Here is a 17,796-nt window from a genome sequence, read left to right as displayed (position 1 = left end):
TATTGGTTACAAAGTTGATCGAACCTGGCGTGCGTATATAAGTAATACCTGCATTCACATTCAGATTACTCTTTAGTTTTGATACCGGAAACCCATAGGTATAAAAACTGCTTACATTCCAATAACCATTCAGGTTTACCGGCCGCTTGAGTTGTGAACCTTTATTGATGGTAACACCATTATCTATCACCGTATCATTGGTAGCAATAAAGCTTGAACTGGCAATGTAATTACTTGTTTGGCTGACACCTAAAAAAATCATGGAATTGGTTGCCTTTTTAGCACTGGTTAACCCATAATTCATCATAAGCGAATTGGTATATTCCTGTTTCAGATTCTGGTTGCCGGTAGACAATAATAATGTGTTGGAATTATCAATCACATTCTGCAATTGGTTCACGCCAGGAATGGATGTACTGGCACGATAACGGATGCGGACATTACTGCTGTCACTGAATTTTATCCTCATCATGGCAGAAGGCAACACATTCGTGAAATATTTTTCTATTTCACTTGTACCAGGATATATCTGCGTGCTTGAAAGCTTTACCTGTTGTGCGTCTGCTCCCAGCATCATATTTATTTTCCCTTTGTTGTAACGGTATCCCAATCCGCCTTTCTGAGTCAGCGTATAACTGTTTAACTGATTGGATACATATACTGCTGTCGAATCATATTCACCCGTATTCGGGTTATAATTGGATACACGTTTGTTTGCATCGTTCTTTGCATAAGAAGGGCTGTAGTTAAACATCAGTGTACTTGTTTTGGATAAAGGTTCGGTATACATCACAGATGCCCTGTAAGTATAAGAATTGGTATTGTTGATCCCCTGCTGATCCACCAGTTTTGTATTGGTGATATCACTGGTATAAATATTATTTGAATACAGTACCGTATTTACATCATTCACATTGATTGTAGAGCCCAGGTTTACAGAGAATGTGCGGCCTTGTTTTTTCAACTTCTGGCGATAGATCAGGTTATTTGAAATAGAATAGTTGTTACTCAGGTTATCATTATTGTTTGCAGTTGTGCTCAATAATGAATCGCGGTATCTGTTTACACCCAATAAATTCTGATAGGCATTTCTTTTTTGGAAACTGAAATTCGGTATATAAAGGAAAGATTTGGTAGAGTCCGGATTGTACTCGAAACGCCCGGAGAAACGGTGGTTATAATTTTTTGTAGTACTATTATTGTTTTCAGAATAAACAGTACTGGAAGAATCGTTTAAGAAATACTGTCTGTTTATAACACTGTTGTTGGTGTTGGTTGTATTGTTAAAGAAATAGTTTGCCGATACTTTCAGTTTAGGAGACCATACATCCGAATAATTCAATCCGATGGAATTGGTTGTCGTAATCCCGCTTTGCTGACCAACCAGAAAGTTATTGGCGCTATTGCCCGGTCCATACTGGGGGCCACCGCCGGTACCGCTGCTGTTCCCGCCGCCTCCCGGGCCACCTCTGCCTGAAGTCATGCCCATATTGGTAAGATCCTGCGTAGAAAAATTTTGTACGTTGATGTTGTTGCTGATACCAATCAGGGAAACACGCTGCTTGCCTTTGAAGGAATTTATATTCATGCCTGCGGTATACCGATCATTCGTACCGTAGCCACCATAGATCTTTCCAAACTGTCCGTTATTTTTTTCAGGTTTGGTAACAATGTTGATCGACTTTTGGGCATTGCCATCATCAAAGCCCGTGAACTGTGCCTGGTCGCTTTGTCTGTCAAAGATCTGTACCTTATTCACTACCTCTGCCGGCAGACTACGTAAAACCAGCAAGGCATCATTTCCAAAAAATTCTTCCCCATCTACCGTCACTTTTTGCACGGTTTCCCCATTTACTTTAACAGCACCATTCTGCACCGTAATGCCTGGCATTTTAGAAACCAGGTCTTCAGCCGTTGCATCGGGATTGGTTACATAAGCTGCTGCATTGATATTGGTAGTATCGCCTTTCTGTTCAACACGGGTAATTCTTTCCGTAATGACCACTTCCTGTATAAGTGTGTCTTCATAAATTTTAACAGTACCCAGGTCTTTATCAGTATTTGAAACCATGATCTCAAATTGAGTAGGTTTATACCCGATCAAAAGGGTTCTGAAAATATACGTTCCGTTTGTAACATGATCAACTACAAACAAACCATCTTCTTCTGTAAGTGCTGATTTTATTTTTGTCGTATCAGTCTTATCAAATAATATAACTACTGTGCCAGCCATGAGCTCGCCGGTACCGGCATCCACAACTTTTCCCGTTACCTGTTGCTGGCCGTAAGTAATAAAAGAACATAAAAGGCTACTTATAAATAAGAGGATTTTCATAGTACAGTTTTGAATGACTACATGGGTAGTCAATGTATGAACAGTACTATTTCCATTATTTTAGGGAGAATAAAAAGTAAAATAGATGTTCGGACGGTATTTTGCGATGAACGGGAAAAATGCACCACCCGGAAAATTCATTTCAACTTCATTTATATGACAAAAAAAGGTCTCCCGCTTTCACAGGAGACCTTTTTTATTTTATTAAGTATCTATTAAGATTACTTCGCTTTGTAGTAAACAGACTTAGCACCTTTATATGTTCTGTAAAGGAAGCTTGTCCATGGGAATTCAGGAGCTTCTAATTCGAAGTTAGAAGAACCGCCGATCATCAATTTAAATTCACCATCTTCTGTCACACGTGTAAACGTATGCGCAGCCTGGTCTTCTTTAACGAATGATAAGTCGTCTTTACTGATTTCAAATGTTACAGTTTTAGATTCACCTGCTTTGATTGATACACGTTCAAACGCTCTTAAACGTTTCAAGCTTGGCACAACAGAAGCAAACACATCACGAGAGTACAACTGAACAACTTCGTCACCATCTACAGCACCTGTGTTTTTCACCGTTACAGAAACTTTTAGTTTAGCATCGCCAACCAATGTATCTGCGCTTACAGTAAAGTTCGAATATTCAAATGTAGTATAGCTCAAACCATGACCGAATGGCCACTGCGGCTGGTAACCAGCATCTGAAAAATTACCTGGTGTACCTTCTATATTTTCTTCTGTCCATTTGTGATCGTACATTACGAAATCACCTGTATGTCTTGGATAAGAGAATGGAAGTTTACCACCCGGATTGTAATCACCGAACAATACATCAGCAATTGCATTTGCACCCTGGCTTGCTGGCCAGTAAGCATCGATTACAGCAGGAACGCCATCAACAAAAGATGAAATAACGCGAGGTCTGCCTTCAACAAGTACCAGGATAACCGGTTTACCTGTTTTAATAGCAGCCTGTGCCAAAGCGATCTGGCGTGCATCCAATGTTAAATCTCTGATGGAACCCGGAGATTCTGCATAAGAATTTTCACCTAAGCAAAGAACGATTGCATCAGCACCTGCAACAGATGGTAATGAATAGTTTTTAGGATCTTCGTAGTCTGATACAGATTGACAAACAACTTTAGCAGCACCAATCTTAGCTTCTAATGCTTGTTTGATAGATAAAGTAGATGCAGGGAATAAAGGTAAAACGCTGTCTTTAGCGAAATCAAAACCAGGAATGAATGGCTTATCACCTGCTTTGTTCAATGTAGCAGTAGCATCAGCACCTTGCCATGTATATGACCAGCAACCATGTAATGAAGGAACGTTGTTTGCGTTCGGACCAGCAACAACAATTTTCAGTGTTTTCTTTAACGGAAGAGTGTTGTTGTCGTTTTTCAATAATGTAATTGTTTGTCTTGCGGCATCAAGTGCCTTAGCAGCATATTCAGGCTTACCAAAGTTCTGAAGCGCAGCTTTTTCAACTACAGGATTTTCAAATAATCCAACAGCGAATTTCAAACGTAAAATTCTTCTTACCGATTCATTTACACGTTCGATAGATAATGAACCTTCGTTTACAAGTTCAATAACAGCTTTCGTGAATTTATAATCGTGTGGAGTCATGCTCATGTCAACACCAGCTTCAATAGAAACTTTAACAGCTTCTTTGATTGAAGAACAGATATTGTGACGCTCATGTAAACGGTTGATGTCTTCCCAGTCTGTAACTACAACACCTTTAAAGCCTAATTCATCACGCAATACGTTTGTTAATAAATACTTGCTTGCATGCACCGGTACACCATTGATTTCACCGGAGTTGATCATGATGGTAGAAGCACCGGCTTTAACTGCCGCCTGGAACTGAGGCAGGTAGTATTCTCTCAATTCGATTTCAGGAATGAAAGAAGGAGTTCTGTCACGACCTGATCTTGAAGCTGAGTAACCGATGAAGTGTTTCATACAGGAAGCAACCGCGTTTGTTTTATCCAAACCAGCACCTTCGTATGCTTTGATAGCAGAGATACCCATGCGCTCGCCCAACAATGGATCTTCTCCGAATGTTTCAGGGAAACGAGGCCATAATGGATTGCGACCAAGATCCAGAACCGGATCAAAGTTCCATCGCAGACCACAAGCTCTGGCTTCCAATGCAGTTACTTCAGCACATGAAGCTGATACCGCAGGGTTCCATGAAGCTGCTGAGCCAATGTTGTGCGGGAATAAAGTTGAGTTCAAGGTGAAAGTAACTCCGTGGATCGCATCAATACCATACAATACCGGAATTTTGTTTGGAGTGGTAGCTGCTCTGTCCTGAATCTGTGTGATGATAGAAATCCACTGATCCTGAGAGTAAGCACGATTGATTGCATTTAAAATTGAACCTACTTTGTATCTTACAACTGCAGTATCCAATAAAGCCGGATCAATGATACCATAGTTGTTGTCATAACCACCACCGTTACCAGTGTACAAAACTTTGTTCAGGTTCACCTGAGTCATTTGCCCTGCTTTCTCTTCAAGAGTCATCTTAGCAAGAAGGGCCTCAACTTTGGCATCAATCTCTTTGTCTTTATCTGAAACTGCAGCAGTTCCAGTGTCAGCTTTTTTATCGCCTTTGTTACAAGCAGTAAAAGCCCAAAGAGAAACAAGAACACCAAAAAGATAAATTGTTTTTTTCATCGTTTATGTGTTAAAATAGTAAAATATTAAAATGCATTACTGTACTCAGTTCCATATTGGTTTATGAACGGAATATCCTTCAATAATACAACTTTTTTAAGGTTTTGCCAAGAAGAAAGGGATGGAAAGCGCATTGTTTACAGGCTTCGTGGAAAAATTGTTTCAAAAAGCCCAATGGTTCGGAAATTCTGCAGAAAGCCGGATAAGACGCTATTTTACAGGAATATTTTCTGTTGATATAAATTCAACCGACTGCAGAATATTCAGCCGCATCCGGTCTGCATAATAACCCCCATGCACAACGGCAGCTTCTCCGGATTTAAAGGAATACAAACTCCCGTCTGCATTGATAAAAATGCTATTCAGATCCAATTTAAAATAAATGCGTGTAATGGCATTTTCCTGCACACGAACCAGTGGAACAGCATTGAACAGGTCGCCAAAACTCACCGGCATGATGCGGGAATCGCCGCCTACAGCAATGTGTATAATGCTGTCTTCGGCGTAATCGCTCTTCCCTTCCAGTAAAAAGAAGATATACCCTGAATTCCATTCCCAGAACATATCGGTATTTCCGATATTCAGCGGAGACGGCGCCTGTGTAGGATCGCCGTGGTTGTGAAAACGTGGTATACCTATGTTAAAGCGAATGTCTGAATAAGCACCCGTTTGCATGTCAAAACCTGCCTTATACCGAAGCTTTCCAGCCATAGTATCTCCTGTTGTTTCCGTAAAATCGGCAAGGTAAACACCATATGCCGCTGTTGCAGACTGCGCAGGCCTTTCAGAAATATCTGACCTTGAAAATGCTATATCCGAAAGAAAGAATTTCAGGTTATTAACTGCATACGTCTCTCCTGCCGGTGTCTTATAGATACTGTCGAAATAAAAAGGTTTATCACCCACCATTGGCACACATATAAACTCGACTTTGCCGGTTGAAACAGTTGCATGACTCTTCGTCTTTTGATTCGCACAGGAACACAAAAGCAACAGACAACCGGTTACTACTAAAATATGTTTCATTATACTTATGGATGAAATGCCGGATTGGTAATGAATTCAATATCGGTAAGGGTATGCAGAAAATTAACCAGATCCTTTTTATCCTGGGCCGCTAGCTTCATTCCTTTATGAATATGAACATGTTCTGATTTGTTTGGATGCGCAACACCACCCGTATTGTAATGATCGATGACTTCTTCGAGCGTATTCAGACTGCCATCGTGCATGTAGGGAGAAGTTAAGGCAATGTTCCGCAAAGTAGGAACTTTAAATTTCCCCTTATCGCTTTCCTTGCCGGTAATTTTGTACCGGCCCTGGTCTGAATACTCCATATACAAGCCGTTATTCTGAAAGGTATTATTTGTTAGGTTAATTCCCGAATGACAGGAGCCGCAGTGTACTTTCTCGCCGTTAAAGAATAATTTGTACCCGCGCAGTTCTGATTCATTAAAGACTGTGGGATCCTTGCGATAAAAATAAGCGTCGAACTTTGTATTGCCACTGATCAAGGTTCGCTCAAAACCGGCAAGCGCCTTAAAAAGGCTGGCAGCATCTGGATCGGTACCGTAAGCTTTTTTAAAAAGTTTTTTATACGTCTTGTCGGCATTCAGTCGTGCAACGGCTTCCTGCACCGACAAGTTCATTTCATTGGCACTGGTAAGAGGCTTCAACACCTGTAGTTCCAGGCTTGCTACGCCTCCGTCCCAGAAGAATGTATTTGACCAGGCCAGGTTGATCAAGGGCATGGAATTGCGATCGGACGTTGCGTTATGAAAACCCATGCTCAACTTTTTACCATCGCTGAAAGCCAGCGTCTGCGCATGACAGGAAGCACACGATAAAGTTTTATCAGCAGAAAGAATAGTATCGTAAAACAATTTCTTGCCTAAGGCAATCCGGTCTGCTGTCAGCTGGTTGTCTTCGGGAATATGCGGTTGGGGAAAACCTTCCGGCACGGCTAATTCATAAGGCTTTTCTACTATTTTATATACTGCCGAACAGCAAAATAGTATACTGGTAAAAATTAAGACAAGTCGGATGGTAGGTTTCATGTATCTAAAACGGCCAGTGAAGATACGAAAAAGTGCTGAACGATAAGAATATGCTGAGAAGTATGAATTTAAACAATCCTTGTTTATGTCATTCAAACCAGAAAATAATCTAATATCTATTTGGAATTTGTTCTTTGTATTTTGGAATTTATTCCTGGCCGCCTAGTGCTTACGGGAAATAGTATAATCAACGAGGTTGCGCAAAGCCGTTTTATAATCCGAATCCTTAAACTCATTTAAAAATCCGTACGCTTCCTCGCGGAGTTTTTCCATAACAGTGTGTGTATATTCAATGCCGCCCGACTCGCGTACAAACTGCAGTACCTCTCTTACCTTAGCTGATTTGTGTGTCTGGTTCTTGATGATGAACATAATACGCTTCTTCTCCAGCCAGCTTGCCTTGTTCAGCGCATAAATCAATGGGAGTGTCATTTTGCGTTCCTTGATATCAATACCAACCGGCTTGCCAATCATTTCAGACGTCTCGTAATCAAACAGATCATCTTTTACCTGGAAAGCCATACCGATTTTTTCACCGAACATCCTGGCGCGTTCTACGATGGTTTCATCAGCACCTGTTGAGGCTACTCCTACAGCACAGCAGGAAGCGATCAGCGACGCTGTCTTCTGGCGGATGATCTCAAAATAAATTTCTTCGGTAATATTCAGGTTGCGGGCTTTCTCAATCTGCAGCAATTCCCCTTCGCTCATTTCGCGAACCGCATTCGATACAATTTTCAGCAAATGGAAATCGCCATGGTTAATGGATAACAACAAACCTTTTGAAAGCAGGTAATCACCAACCAATACGGCAATTTTATTCTTCCAGAGCGCATTGATGGAAAACATACCCCGGCGGTAATCCGAGTCATCCACAACATCGTCGTGTACGAGGGTGGCCGTGTGCAGCAGCTCGATCAGGGCAGCGCCGCGTTGGGTGGAATCGTTTACTTCTCCGGCAAGATGGGCGGAAAGGAAAACAAACATCGGACGCATTTGTTTCCCGTTACGCTTAACAATATAAGACATGATTTTATCCAAAAGCATTACTTTGGATTTCATCGAATCACGAAACTTCTTTTCGAAGTTTTTCATGTCGTCTTTTACAACATCTTTTATATCATCTAACCGGAGCTCCGACATGAGAAAAAACTAATATATCTGTAATATACCTAATTTATAAATAGAGCGCAATTTCAGTCCTGCTTCTTACCTACGGACTTATTTCATATTAATAAATTGTAACGCCACGCCCACGTCTTTGGAACGCAAAAGCGCAATGATCTCCTGCAAGTCGTCAATCTTTTTACCCGTTACGCGGATCAGGTCATCCATCTGTGCCGGAGTTACTTTCGTATTTGAATCTTTGATCAGCTTAATAATCTTCTTACAGCTTTCCTTATCAATACCGTTTTTAACAGGCAATTCCCTCTTGATCATAGGCCCTGAAGCATATTCAGTCTTGGACATATCAAGCGCTTTGGCATCAATTCCCTGTTTCGCCATGCGGGTAATAATGATGTCAACAATAGCATTCATGCGCATACTGTTTTCAGTTGTCACTTTAATGACAGAAGCCTTTTTATCCAATTCGATTTCGGTCTTTGAATCTCTGAAATCATAACGGGTGGTGATCTCTTTCCTTGCTACATTCAATGCATTATCAAGGGTTTGCGGATCAACTTTACTAACAATATCAAAAGACGGCATAATTTTCTATTTTGTTCGTTCTCAGACTATATTCCTGCAACGAAGTTAGGCATTTGAAATTTGTTAACAAATCTTAAAACTTTGATATCGCATCCACGTTAGAAAACTTATTAACAAGCCGATAAAATCATGTAATTCTCTATCCATAATCTCAACGGAACATGTATATTCAAAGCAAATACAGATAGTTCTTTTATTTAATTTTAACAGTTTACAAACACAACAACGATTTCGTATCGTTCAAACGTTTTTGATTTTATGGCTAAGGAGAAAAAGAGCAAAGACACACAGAAGAAGATCTTCGTGTTGGACACATCGGTGATTATCTACGATCACAATGCGGTTAAGAATTTCGAAGAAAATGATTTAGCCATTCCCATTACAGTTTTAGAAGAACTGGATAATTTTAAAAAGGGAAATGACATCAAAAACTTTGAAGCCCGTGAATTCATTCGCTTTCTGGATGAATTAGCTTCCAATAATCATTCCTTACAGGATTGGATTCCTTTGACCGGCCACGCCAAAGGGAATCTGAAAGTGGTAATGAATACCCATGGAACGAAAGACATGGATGCAGAAAGAATATTTGATGACCGCAAAAACGACCATAAAATATTAAATGCAGCTATTGCCATGCAGGCAGAGAATATGGATAAAAAGGTTATTCTGGTAAGTAAGGATATTAACCTGCGCCTGAAAGCAAAATCCCTGAATATCCCGTCCGAAGATTATACGACCGGTAAAGTAAAAGACATTGATTTGCTTTATACGGGCCATACCTATATTGAAAATGTAGATGCTTACCTGATCAACGAATTGTACGAGAAAGGCTACTGTTCTGCAGAGGCTGTTCCGGCTGATCAGCTGTTTAACAACCATTACTACATTCTGAAAAGTGTAAAAAGTTCTGCTCTGGCTTGCTACAATCCGATAGACAAACGCCTGGACCATGTAGAGAAAAGTCCGGTATATGGGATCAAGCCACGTAATGCCGAACAGGCCTTTGCAATTCATGCGATCCTGGATCCGCACATCAAACTCGTTTCTATACAAGGGGTAGCTGGTACAGGTAAAACACTGATCGCACTCGCGGCAACCCTGGAACAACGTAAAGATTTTAAGCAAATCTACCTTGCCCGTCCGATTGTACCGCTGAGCAATAAAGACATCGGTTATTTGCCGGGCGATATCAAGTCCAAGCTGAATCCATACATGGAGCCCTTGTTTGATAACCTGAAGTTCATTCAGAATCAGTTCAACGAAACGGATCAGGACTATCAGCGCATCACAGACATGGTGAACAAAGAAAAACTGGTGATTACACCGCTGGCATACATCAGAGGTAGAAGCTTATCAAACATTGTATTCATTGTGGATGAAGCGCAGAACCTGACACCGCATGAAGTGAAAACCATTATCTCAAGAGCGGGTGAAAACTGTAAGATCATCTTTACGGGTGATATCTTCCAGATTGATACGCCTTACCTGGATTCAGAATCGAACGGTCTCTCCTATCTGATCGACCGCCTGAAAAATCAGGACCTGTATGCGCACATAACCCTTGAAAAAGGTGAACGTTCTGAGCTGGCGAATCTTGCCAATGAACTGTTATAATATTTACGATTTCATTCAAACGAAGCCCCGATAGTTATCGGGGCTTTTTTATGCATGTAACATTCTGAATCAGAATACATTTGAAAAGCGTGCCATTTTTTAGTAATTATGCAAAAAGATTCTGTTAAAAGCCACCATGCCATCATTTGAAAAAGCCAAGCTCTCATCCAAAGATTCATTAATCGTAGGTATTCTGGGAGTTGGAAGTGTTATTTTCGTTGGCTTAATCTTCTGGATCTTTACAAATAAAAAAAATAATCAATGGCTGGAACAAACTAAAAAGTGGGAAATAACCGGAACAGTCATTAATAAACAACATAAAATTGCAAAAAGAGAATTTTTATTAACCCTTAGAACTGCTCCTCAGATATCTCAAGATACCTGTATAAATATCAGGCCATGGGAAAAACTATTTGAAGAGTCCCGCATCAATGATACATTAATAAAAAAAACAGGCACCTTTGATTTTATTCTTAAAAGAAATGGTGAAATGCGTGTCTTCACTCTAACTCAATAACATCTTCTAATACAAATATAATCCCATGGAAGTAGATAACCGTCCTTTCTTAAAAAGATTAAAATATACCCTTCTTTATTGGCTTGTTAAAACGCTGATTTTCGTAACAGAAAAACTTCCGCGCCCGGTTGTGTATTTTGTTTATGGAGGTATAGGCAGACTTGCTTACTATTTTGCAGGAGAGCCAAGAAGAAGAGCAATTAAAAACCTGACGATTGTTTTTGGCAAAGAAAAAACGGAAGCAGAAATAAAGGCCATCACAAAAAAAATGTTCATGAACTTAGGTAAAAACCTGGCAACCGTTATGCGGGTTTTTCCAATGGAAAACTTAGATCAGTTTTATAAACAGGTTCGTATCATCGGCAAAGAAAATTTAGATGCTGCTTATGCCAAAGGTAAAGGTGTTGTATTACTTACGGCACATATCGGTGCATTTGAAATCCTAGGTACATTCATTGGCTTGAATTATAAATCCATCATGGTTGGCACGAAACTAAAAGATCCGCGCCTGGATGATCTGATTGTACGTTCACGTTCCAAAGGCGGCAGTAAATATGTACACCGCGGCGAAAATACTTTACAGCTGATGCGCAGCTTAAAAGAAGGCCGTGTGATGATCATTCTGATTGACCAGGATACAAAAGTGAAGAGCCGCTTTGTAGAGTTCATGGGAATACCTGCGGCTACACCGGTTGGCGCAACTATGATTGCATTGAAATCAGGCGCAGATATTGTACCGGTTATTGTGCAAATGGACGAACACGACAACCAAACCATTACGTGTATGCCAGCTCTTGAAGTAACAAATTCAGGAGACATGGAAAAAGATTTGTACGACAATACGCTCCGTATGAATCAGGCAGTCGATGCATTCATACGAAAAGATCCTTCACAATGGGTCTGGATGCATGATCGTTTTAAAACAAAACCAGGCGAAGAAATCGTATAAAACAAACAATGCCCATTTGAATTAGGAAAATACAAATGGGCATTTATTTATTTAATTATCCCCACCTTTCTCCTGCTTCCCTTTATTTACAGCATCTGACAAACTATCCAACACAGAAATGGTATACAGATATATTAAAAATTAAAATGTAATTATAGCGGGATATTTTTCTCAGTCTTGCTGCATGAAAATTTTTATTAGGTTCCCATACCAATAAAAATTCTGCAACTAAAATATTTTTAGATGTAAAACTTTGCGCAGCATGAGCATCTAGATTTGTGTTAGAATAATTAACTAAACAACTAACACAATGAAAAAACAATTCTTACTTCCAGCGTTACTATTAATTGGCTTTACTTCAGCACTGACTTCCTGCAAAAAAGATAAAGACGATGCACTTAGTCCTTCAATGCAGGCCTGTAAAGTAGACTATGCTACTACCAACGCTGATTCAACCCAACTGACTTATGATTCAGAAGGACGTGTAACAAAAGAACAAACATTCAACAAATCAAGTAACTCACAGGGTTACACACTATATTCATATGCTGCACATAAAATTACTGAAAAAGAATATGACGAAAATGGTAACCAGACTTCACAAACTGATTATTATTTAAATTCAAATAACAATGCTGGCTATTCAGTATACATTGAAGACGGCGATACAGACAATGCTGATACAACCTGGTATTCCTATGATGCCAATAAACACAACACCAGACAGGTAACTAAAAATACCACAACCATTGTTGGCATTAGCTCTTCAACGTATGATACAACTTGGTATACTTATTCAGGAAATAATCTTACGAAATCAGAAGAAAAAATCAATGGTGGAGATCTTGAAACAACTGTTTATTCTTATGGTTCAGATGATGCAAAGACTCAGTTCCTTGCTCCGGGTCAGAACTACTCTCCTGTACTGGGTTTATATGGAGAGACCAGCGATCAGTTACCTACATCAGCAACAATAGGTTCTACAACTGTCACATATGTCTATGAATTCAACTCTCAGGGTTATGTAACACGTTATAAAGTTGTTAATTCAGGTGTAACACAGAACGATATTCATTTTACATATGATTGCAAATAATTTATAAATGTTTATTTTCTTAAAAAGGGTTTATTATAATAAAATAATAAACCCTTTTTAATTTATCATGTTACTCCTACAAACTATTGATGCCATCGTTTAAAACGATGGCATCAATAGTTTGTTGCATGTCAATCTATATAATAGCTTAATCATTATGCATGATCGGTATCCAGATTTCTTCTTCTGAATCAGGATCATTTTTTTTATACTTATCTCCCAAAACTTCGAAATGGTGTCTTGTATCTAATACATAACCGGATTGTGGCAGCCAGGTATTAAATATATACTGATAGATCTCTGCCGCATTACGAGCATCTCCTTTGTATTCAAAGACAGCGTATAATCCACCATCTATTGTCAGGCATTCCATCCCGGCCGGAACAATATTATAATCTGCAACTTCAACAGCCGCCCACTTCGTAAACGTTGCGGCAGGATTGAAATCTGTAAAAAAGTCTGCGCTATACAACTGCACAGAATAAAAAGCAGTACCGATCCGATTATGAATCTCTTCCCTCCTTGGCATGAATTCTCTCCACAATACTTCGGTTGTATTAGCTAAAAAACTCATTGCAAGAGATTTACCAATGAGTTTCTTTTCAATTAAAACTTCAATTCTGGATTGCATATTCAATGATATAAAAGCGGATAAAAAAAACGTTTAAGCTTCTCTTTTTTTGGTAAAAAAAGATTCAAACACCGAATTTGATAATGAAAATACCAAACTGAATAAAAAGGAATGCCAGAATGAATCAATGTTAAAGCCTGTAATCATGTAGTCTGCCAGCATTACCATAAATGTATTGATGATCAGTAAAAAGAAACCCAGCGTAAAAACGGTTATGGGAATGGTGAGTACTGTAAGCAATGGTTTTATAAAAATATTCAGCAAACCGATCACAGCAACAAATAATATGGCAGCACGCACATCATCAACTTCAACAAACCAAAATAAATAGGTACAGCCCAATACAACAGCAACATTAAAGGCGATTTTCAAAAGTGTATATAACATAGCGTCTTTTAATAGCATTCAAAAGTACAAAAGTTTATGTGTACCAACATAAACTTTTATTCAATCAGGGAAAATAAAGTTATTCTGGTTTGCCGAAAGTAAAATTCAATCCCATGCGTGCATTAAAATATTTAACAGCGTAGGGATCAAATAAAGCTGGCAGATTATCGCAGGATAAGTAATATTGAACAGGACCTCCGCGCACGACAAAGCCCCCGCCGAGATTAAATAAATTATTCGGCATAACCGAGTAATTCAATGCCACCTGGAACGTATTATTAAACGTTTGTACGGCTCCTAATGTAAACGTTGGTCTGAGTCCATGATAGATGTCTGCTGCCAGCGAGGCATATAAAGTAGTTGTTTCCCGTAGCAAATAATTTCCGCTTAGATAAATGGTTGGTGCCAGCCAGGAATTATACGCCTTGGAATCTTCTTTAGGTTTAAATACTGCTTTAAGCGTATCTATTACATTTTGCCAGTCAGCATCAGCAATATCCGCACTATCCCGCATCAAATAACCCGTTGAGGTATAATCTCCATTTACACGGTAATTTTTAACACTTCTCTTCCAATGGATAAAACCAATATTATTTACATTGCAGGCTAAGGAAACTTTTTCACTTAATTTATAACGTGCTCCTATATCTGCCGCCAATCCAAGGTTACCAAAACCAAATATATTTTTAGCATTCAGCTTATCTTCATTGATCATGCCGGATGTAAGCAAGGTGAATTGGGAATGACCTGAAATAGACAATCCATTCGGATCTGTATACAAACTCGTTTCAGAATCTGTAGTAGTAACATTCGCAAGGCCCATCAATACCTTGCCTCTCACACCTACAATCAACTTTTCTGTTAATGAAGTTGAAGCTGCCATGGCCACTTCGCGGTAATAATTTCCTGAAAAGCGTGTATTACTTAAGTCTGCTGTTTTCCCGGCATACGCAGCGTTTCCATTCCAGAGCAGATTCGCGAGGTCACTGGTATAAGTGACCCGCTGTGTCCATACATCCCGGACACTGAAGTGATAGAAGTTTTTTTCTTTCCGGAAACGCATGCTGAAAATATCATAACTACCACCGGCATATACCTGATTGAGTTTATGCAATTTCGGAATCACCAGATTAGGATCTGCAATATTCCCTTTTACCAGCGCATGATAATTGAAGGCTGAATTAAAATAATATACCTGAAAAGAGCCTATGACCGGTACTGAGAAACTCTTTTTATAATGCTCAGTCTGTGCAGTCAGGTCCGTATAACCAGCCTGGGGAACCCAGGTAAGATATGGAAGTGTGGTTTCCTGCTGTGCCAGTACAGAGGCTGGCAGCATGGCTATAAGCAAGTACACTATAAGTACTGTTTTTTTCTTAAAAACTAACATTGGCTTTAACGTCTATACTAATGTTAGATTTAATTTTATAAGAAGAATAGATTTTAACCGGAATGGTTCCATTCATCGCCGTATTAAAAAATGCATACAATACACCCTTCTTAGCAGAAGTAACGCGTTTGTAACGCTGTTCATCAAAAACTTCTTTAATGATTACACTATTGGGAGCTGTTACTTTTCCGTTTCCATCTACAGAAGCTGCCGGAATTAAGTGCGGTGTTGAAAATAATGAGTCGATGACCCTGTTTTGATCATCTATAAAATACAACTGTACATTTGAATTAAGCGGAAATCCGTTCACCATCCCGATATTGAACGCAGCACTGATGATGGTAACATCGTTCCCGTTCCCTGTAATGTCTCCTGAAGGAAAGGTTAAATCCGGAATGGTATCCAACAAAACAAATTTGGTAACTTTTCCTTCCATTGGTATTTCAACTTCCCCACGGATACTCAATTTGCTTTGATCTGTAACATAATTCGATGCGACACCTGCAGGATTTAAGACTGCAGACATCTGATAGAATATTTTATCCGGAGCAGGATTAAAAACCGTCTGCACATTTGAGTTGGTTTTATCCAGCTGAATAGTCGTGGTTTTTGTTTGTCCAAGTTCAGCTTGTGATGGATAAAGAACCGGAATATTTGTATTGATCTGGGAACCTGTTATAACTGTAGTACCGGTGATATTGGAAGAACTTACCAGTTGATTGATTTTAACGGTTGACTCGGCACCGATCGAATTTCCGATTATGGCCCGCACCTTAGGATCCGTAAAAAAAACATTGCCTGCATAAGCATTACTGAATATATCAATGGCTACAGAATCATACGGAATAGTAACTGAATATTTACCTATATAACCATCAGCATACGAATAGGCTATATTTTTTATGCCTGTTGAAAATGTTATTTTTTGTGCTGCGGTAATTGAATTGCCGCTGATATAGGTAACTTTTAATACCGCATCATAAGATATAGTATTTGTCTTTGTACCATTTTCAGAAAGATCAATGGTGCACCCGGACAAATCTATTGAATCCACAATATTGACGGAAGAGCCACCGGTATAGTTAAGAGATACTGTTTTTGTTACTGCCAGATTATTCTTTTTAATATATGGAAATGTAACTGTTAACTGAACGTTGTGCTTGAATGTTGATGATACATTAAAAGGTATGGATCCGGATTTGATTTGCACATGTTTCAGCTGCTCGCCATTGGAAGCAGCCAGCGTAAATGAATTCGAAAAATTGTGCGAAATGGTTTTTGATACCGGTAAACCGGAAACTTCAGTAGATGTTAATGATACTGATTGAGACAGATTAATATCTTTAATTTTCAACAGATCTGTAATGTATTGATCAACCAGATCCTGGTAATAAATGAATGTGTAAAAACCATCCGCATCTTCCAGAATATTGAGTTTCTTTTTAGATGGGTCAATAATATCTTTCAGTGACAATTCAGCATCTATTAACGGATATAAATACTCCGGCGAAGCATTGGCTAATTTCAGCTCGCTAAAATCTTTTTTATAGCACCCGGTGAAAACCATTAAAAAGACAGTTAGCAGCGCAAAATCTAAAAAAATATATTTGGCTCTAGGTTTCAAATTTCAGAATGTTAAAATGTACTTCCAATTTAAGATTTTTTTCTGTATATTGAATTGTATAATTCATATTATTTATAGTATTATGAGAAAATTTATTGTCCTATCGATTTTAGGCTGCATCCTTTCCTCCGGCTGTTTGGGGAATACTGCTACTCCGGGAAACCCTAAAAAGTCTTCCACCGACAAACGAATCAAAAAGCAGGAAAAGCATAGAAAAAAACACGAGTGCCCGCATATCGACTGCTAATCATTCATATCAGTTAAAACAAAATCCACCTGTGAATTTTCAATATCCAGGTGGATTTTTTATTTTTTATATCAATTCCCCCTTTATCCATCGAATCAGCAGCGAATTCAGGATTATCATGTAACTTAAACCTATTTTCATGTAAAGCATTTTTTATTCAAATGATTCAAATTGAATACACCAACTTTCAATCGTATTCATATGAACAGCATAGACAAAAACCAAAAAGAACAGAATCATAAAGATTTATCTGATACCGATTCTGTAAAAAAAATAAAAGAGATAGCGAAAGACCATACGTGCTTTTTTTATACTTCCGAAGGTAGTAAAGGTTCTGCTAGGCCCATGACTGTTCAGAAAGTAGATGAACAGGGAAATATATGGTTTTTAAGTGCCACTGATAGTCGTCAGAACAAAGAAATTGAACAGAACAATTTTGTACAATTATACTTCCAGCAAAGCCAGCATTCAAAATTCATGCACCTTTCCGGTAATGCCTCGATCTCGCAGGATAAAAAAATAATCCACGAATTATGGACGCCATTTCTTAAAACATGG

At 38.9% G+C, this 17,796-nt stretch carries 15 protein-coding genes; 5 read left to right on the top strand and 10 right to left on the bottom strand.

Annotation, left to right across the window (positions count from 1 at the left end; all coding sequences use genetic code 11):
* The 6 genes from ACTHJT_RS05065 to ACTHJT_RS05040 form a co-directional block, all read right to left on the bottom strand.
* Nucleotides 1-2,335, bottom strand: a 2,335-nt coding sequence (locus ACTHJT_RS05065; protein ID WP_440236813.1) for an outer membrane beta-barrel protein, incomplete at its 3' end; no start/stop codon positions are given.
* Nucleotides 2,336-2,556: 221 nt separating this feature from the next.
* On the bottom strand, nt 2,557-5,016 hold the full coding sequence (locus tag ACTHJT_RS05060; protein ID WP_440236811.1) for a glycoside hydrolase family 3 N-terminal domain-containing protein: 2,460 nt from the start codon (nt 5,014-5,016) through the stop codon (nt 2,557-2,559).
* A gap of 210 nt (nt 5,017-5,226) precedes the next feature.
* Complete coding sequence (locus ACTHJT_RS05055) at nt 5,227-6,042, bottom strand: MbnP family protein (RefSeq protein WP_440236810.1); 816 nt, start codon at nt 6,040-6,042, stop codon at nt 5,227-5,229.
* 5 nt (nt 6,043-6,047) lie between these two features.
* Nucleotides 6,048-7,073 (bottom strand): cytochrome-c peroxidase, encoded by a 1,026-nt coding sequence (locus ACTHJT_RS05050; protein ID WP_440236808.1) that lies wholly within the window; start codon nt 7,071-7,073, stop codon nt 6,048-6,050.
* 162 nt (nt 7,074-7,235) lie between these two features.
* Nucleotides 7,236-8,216, bottom strand: a complete 981-nt coding sequence (locus ACTHJT_RS05045; RefSeq protein WP_440236807.1) for a polyprenyl synthetase family protein — start codon at nt 8,214-8,216, stop codon at nt 7,236-7,238.
* Nucleotides 8,217-8,294: 78 nt separating this feature from the next.
* Nucleotides 8,295-8,783 (bottom strand): YajQ family cyclic di-GMP-binding protein, encoded by a 489-nt coding sequence (locus ACTHJT_RS05040; protein WP_440236806.1) that lies wholly within the window; start codon nt 8,781-8,783, stop codon nt 8,295-8,297.
* Between the two features lie 258 nt (nt 8,784-9,041).
* Here ACTHJT_RS05040 and ACTHJT_RS05035 point away from each other — a divergent pair, with 258 nt between their 5' ends.
* The 4 genes from ACTHJT_RS05035 to ACTHJT_RS05020 all read left to right on the top strand — a co-directional run bounded on the left by ACTHJT_RS05035 (nt 9,042) and on the right by ACTHJT_RS05020 (nt 12,959).
* Nucleotides 9,042-10,397, top strand: a complete 1,356-nt coding sequence (locus ACTHJT_RS05035; RefSeq protein ID WP_440236804.1) for a PhoH family protein — start codon at nt 9,042-9,044, stop codon at nt 10,395-10,397.
* 136 nt (nt 10,398-10,533) lie between these two features.
* Nucleotides 10,534-10,914 carry a hypothetical protein gene (locus ACTHJT_RS05030; RefSeq protein WP_440236803.1) on the top strand — a complete coding sequence of 127 codons (381 nt, stop codon included), beginning with the start codon at nt 10,534-10,536 and terminating at the stop codon, nt 10,912-10,914.
* Nucleotides 10,915-10,939: 25 nt separating this feature from the next.
* Complete coding sequence (locus ACTHJT_RS05025) at nt 10,940-11,863, top strand: lysophospholipid acyltransferase family protein (RefSeq protein WP_440236801.1); 924 nt, start codon at nt 10,940-10,942, stop codon at nt 11,861-11,863.
* A 310-nt stretch (nt 11,864-12,173) separates the two neighbouring features.
* Nucleotides 12,174-12,959, top strand: coding sequence for a hypothetical protein (locus ACTHJT_RS05020; RefSeq protein ID WP_440236800.1), 786 nt, complete (start codon nt 12,174-12,176; stop codon nt 12,957-12,959).
* 148 nt (nt 12,960-13,107) lie between these two features.
* On the opposite strand, the gene ACTHJT_RS05015 is transcribed toward ACTHJT_RS05020, so the two are convergent.
* The 4 genes from ACTHJT_RS05015 to ACTHJT_RS05000 all read right to left on the bottom strand — a co-directional run bounded on the left by ACTHJT_RS05015 (nt 13,108) and on the right by ACTHJT_RS05000 (nt 16,991).
* On the bottom strand, nt 13,108-13,590 hold the full coding sequence (locus ACTHJT_RS05015; RefSeq protein WP_440236799.1) for a GyrI-like domain-containing protein: 483 nt from the start codon (nt 13,588-13,590) through the stop codon (nt 13,108-13,110).
* A gap of 33 nt (nt 13,591-13,623) precedes the next feature.
* Nucleotides 13,624-13,977, bottom strand: coding sequence for a phage holin family protein (locus ACTHJT_RS05010; protein ID WP_440236798.1), 354 nt, complete (start codon nt 13,975-13,977; stop codon nt 13,624-13,626).
* 79 nt (nt 13,978-14,056) lie between these two features.
* Nucleotides 14,057-15,334 (bottom strand): DUF5723 family protein, encoded by a 1,278-nt coding sequence (locus ACTHJT_RS05005; protein ID WP_440236797.1) that lies wholly within the window; start codon nt 15,332-15,334, stop codon nt 14,057-14,059.
* Between the two features lie 19 nt (nt 15,335-15,353).
* Nucleotides 15,354-16,991 carry a hypothetical protein gene (locus ACTHJT_RS05000; protein WP_440236795.1) on the bottom strand — a complete coding sequence of 546 codons (1,638 nt, stop codon included), beginning with the start codon at nt 16,989-16,991 and terminating at the stop codon, nt 15,354-15,356.
* A gap of 448 nt (nt 16,992-17,439) precedes the next feature.
* On the opposite strand from ACTHJT_RS05000, the gene ACTHJT_RS04995 reads away from it, so the two are divergent.
* A partial coding sequence (locus ACTHJT_RS04995; RefSeq protein WP_440236792.1) for a pyridoxamine 5'-phosphate oxidase family protein occupies nt 17,440-17,796 on the top strand: 357 nt, incomplete at its 3' end.

Source organism: Cytophaga sp. (genome assembly GCF_051961495.1).
In the GTDB taxonomy this organism is placed as follows: Bacteria; Bacteroidota; Bacteroidia; order Cytophagales; family Cytophagaceae; genus Cytophaga.
Note: the sequence above shows the minus strand (reverse complement) of the source record. Positions and strands in the feature narration are given on the sequence as shown.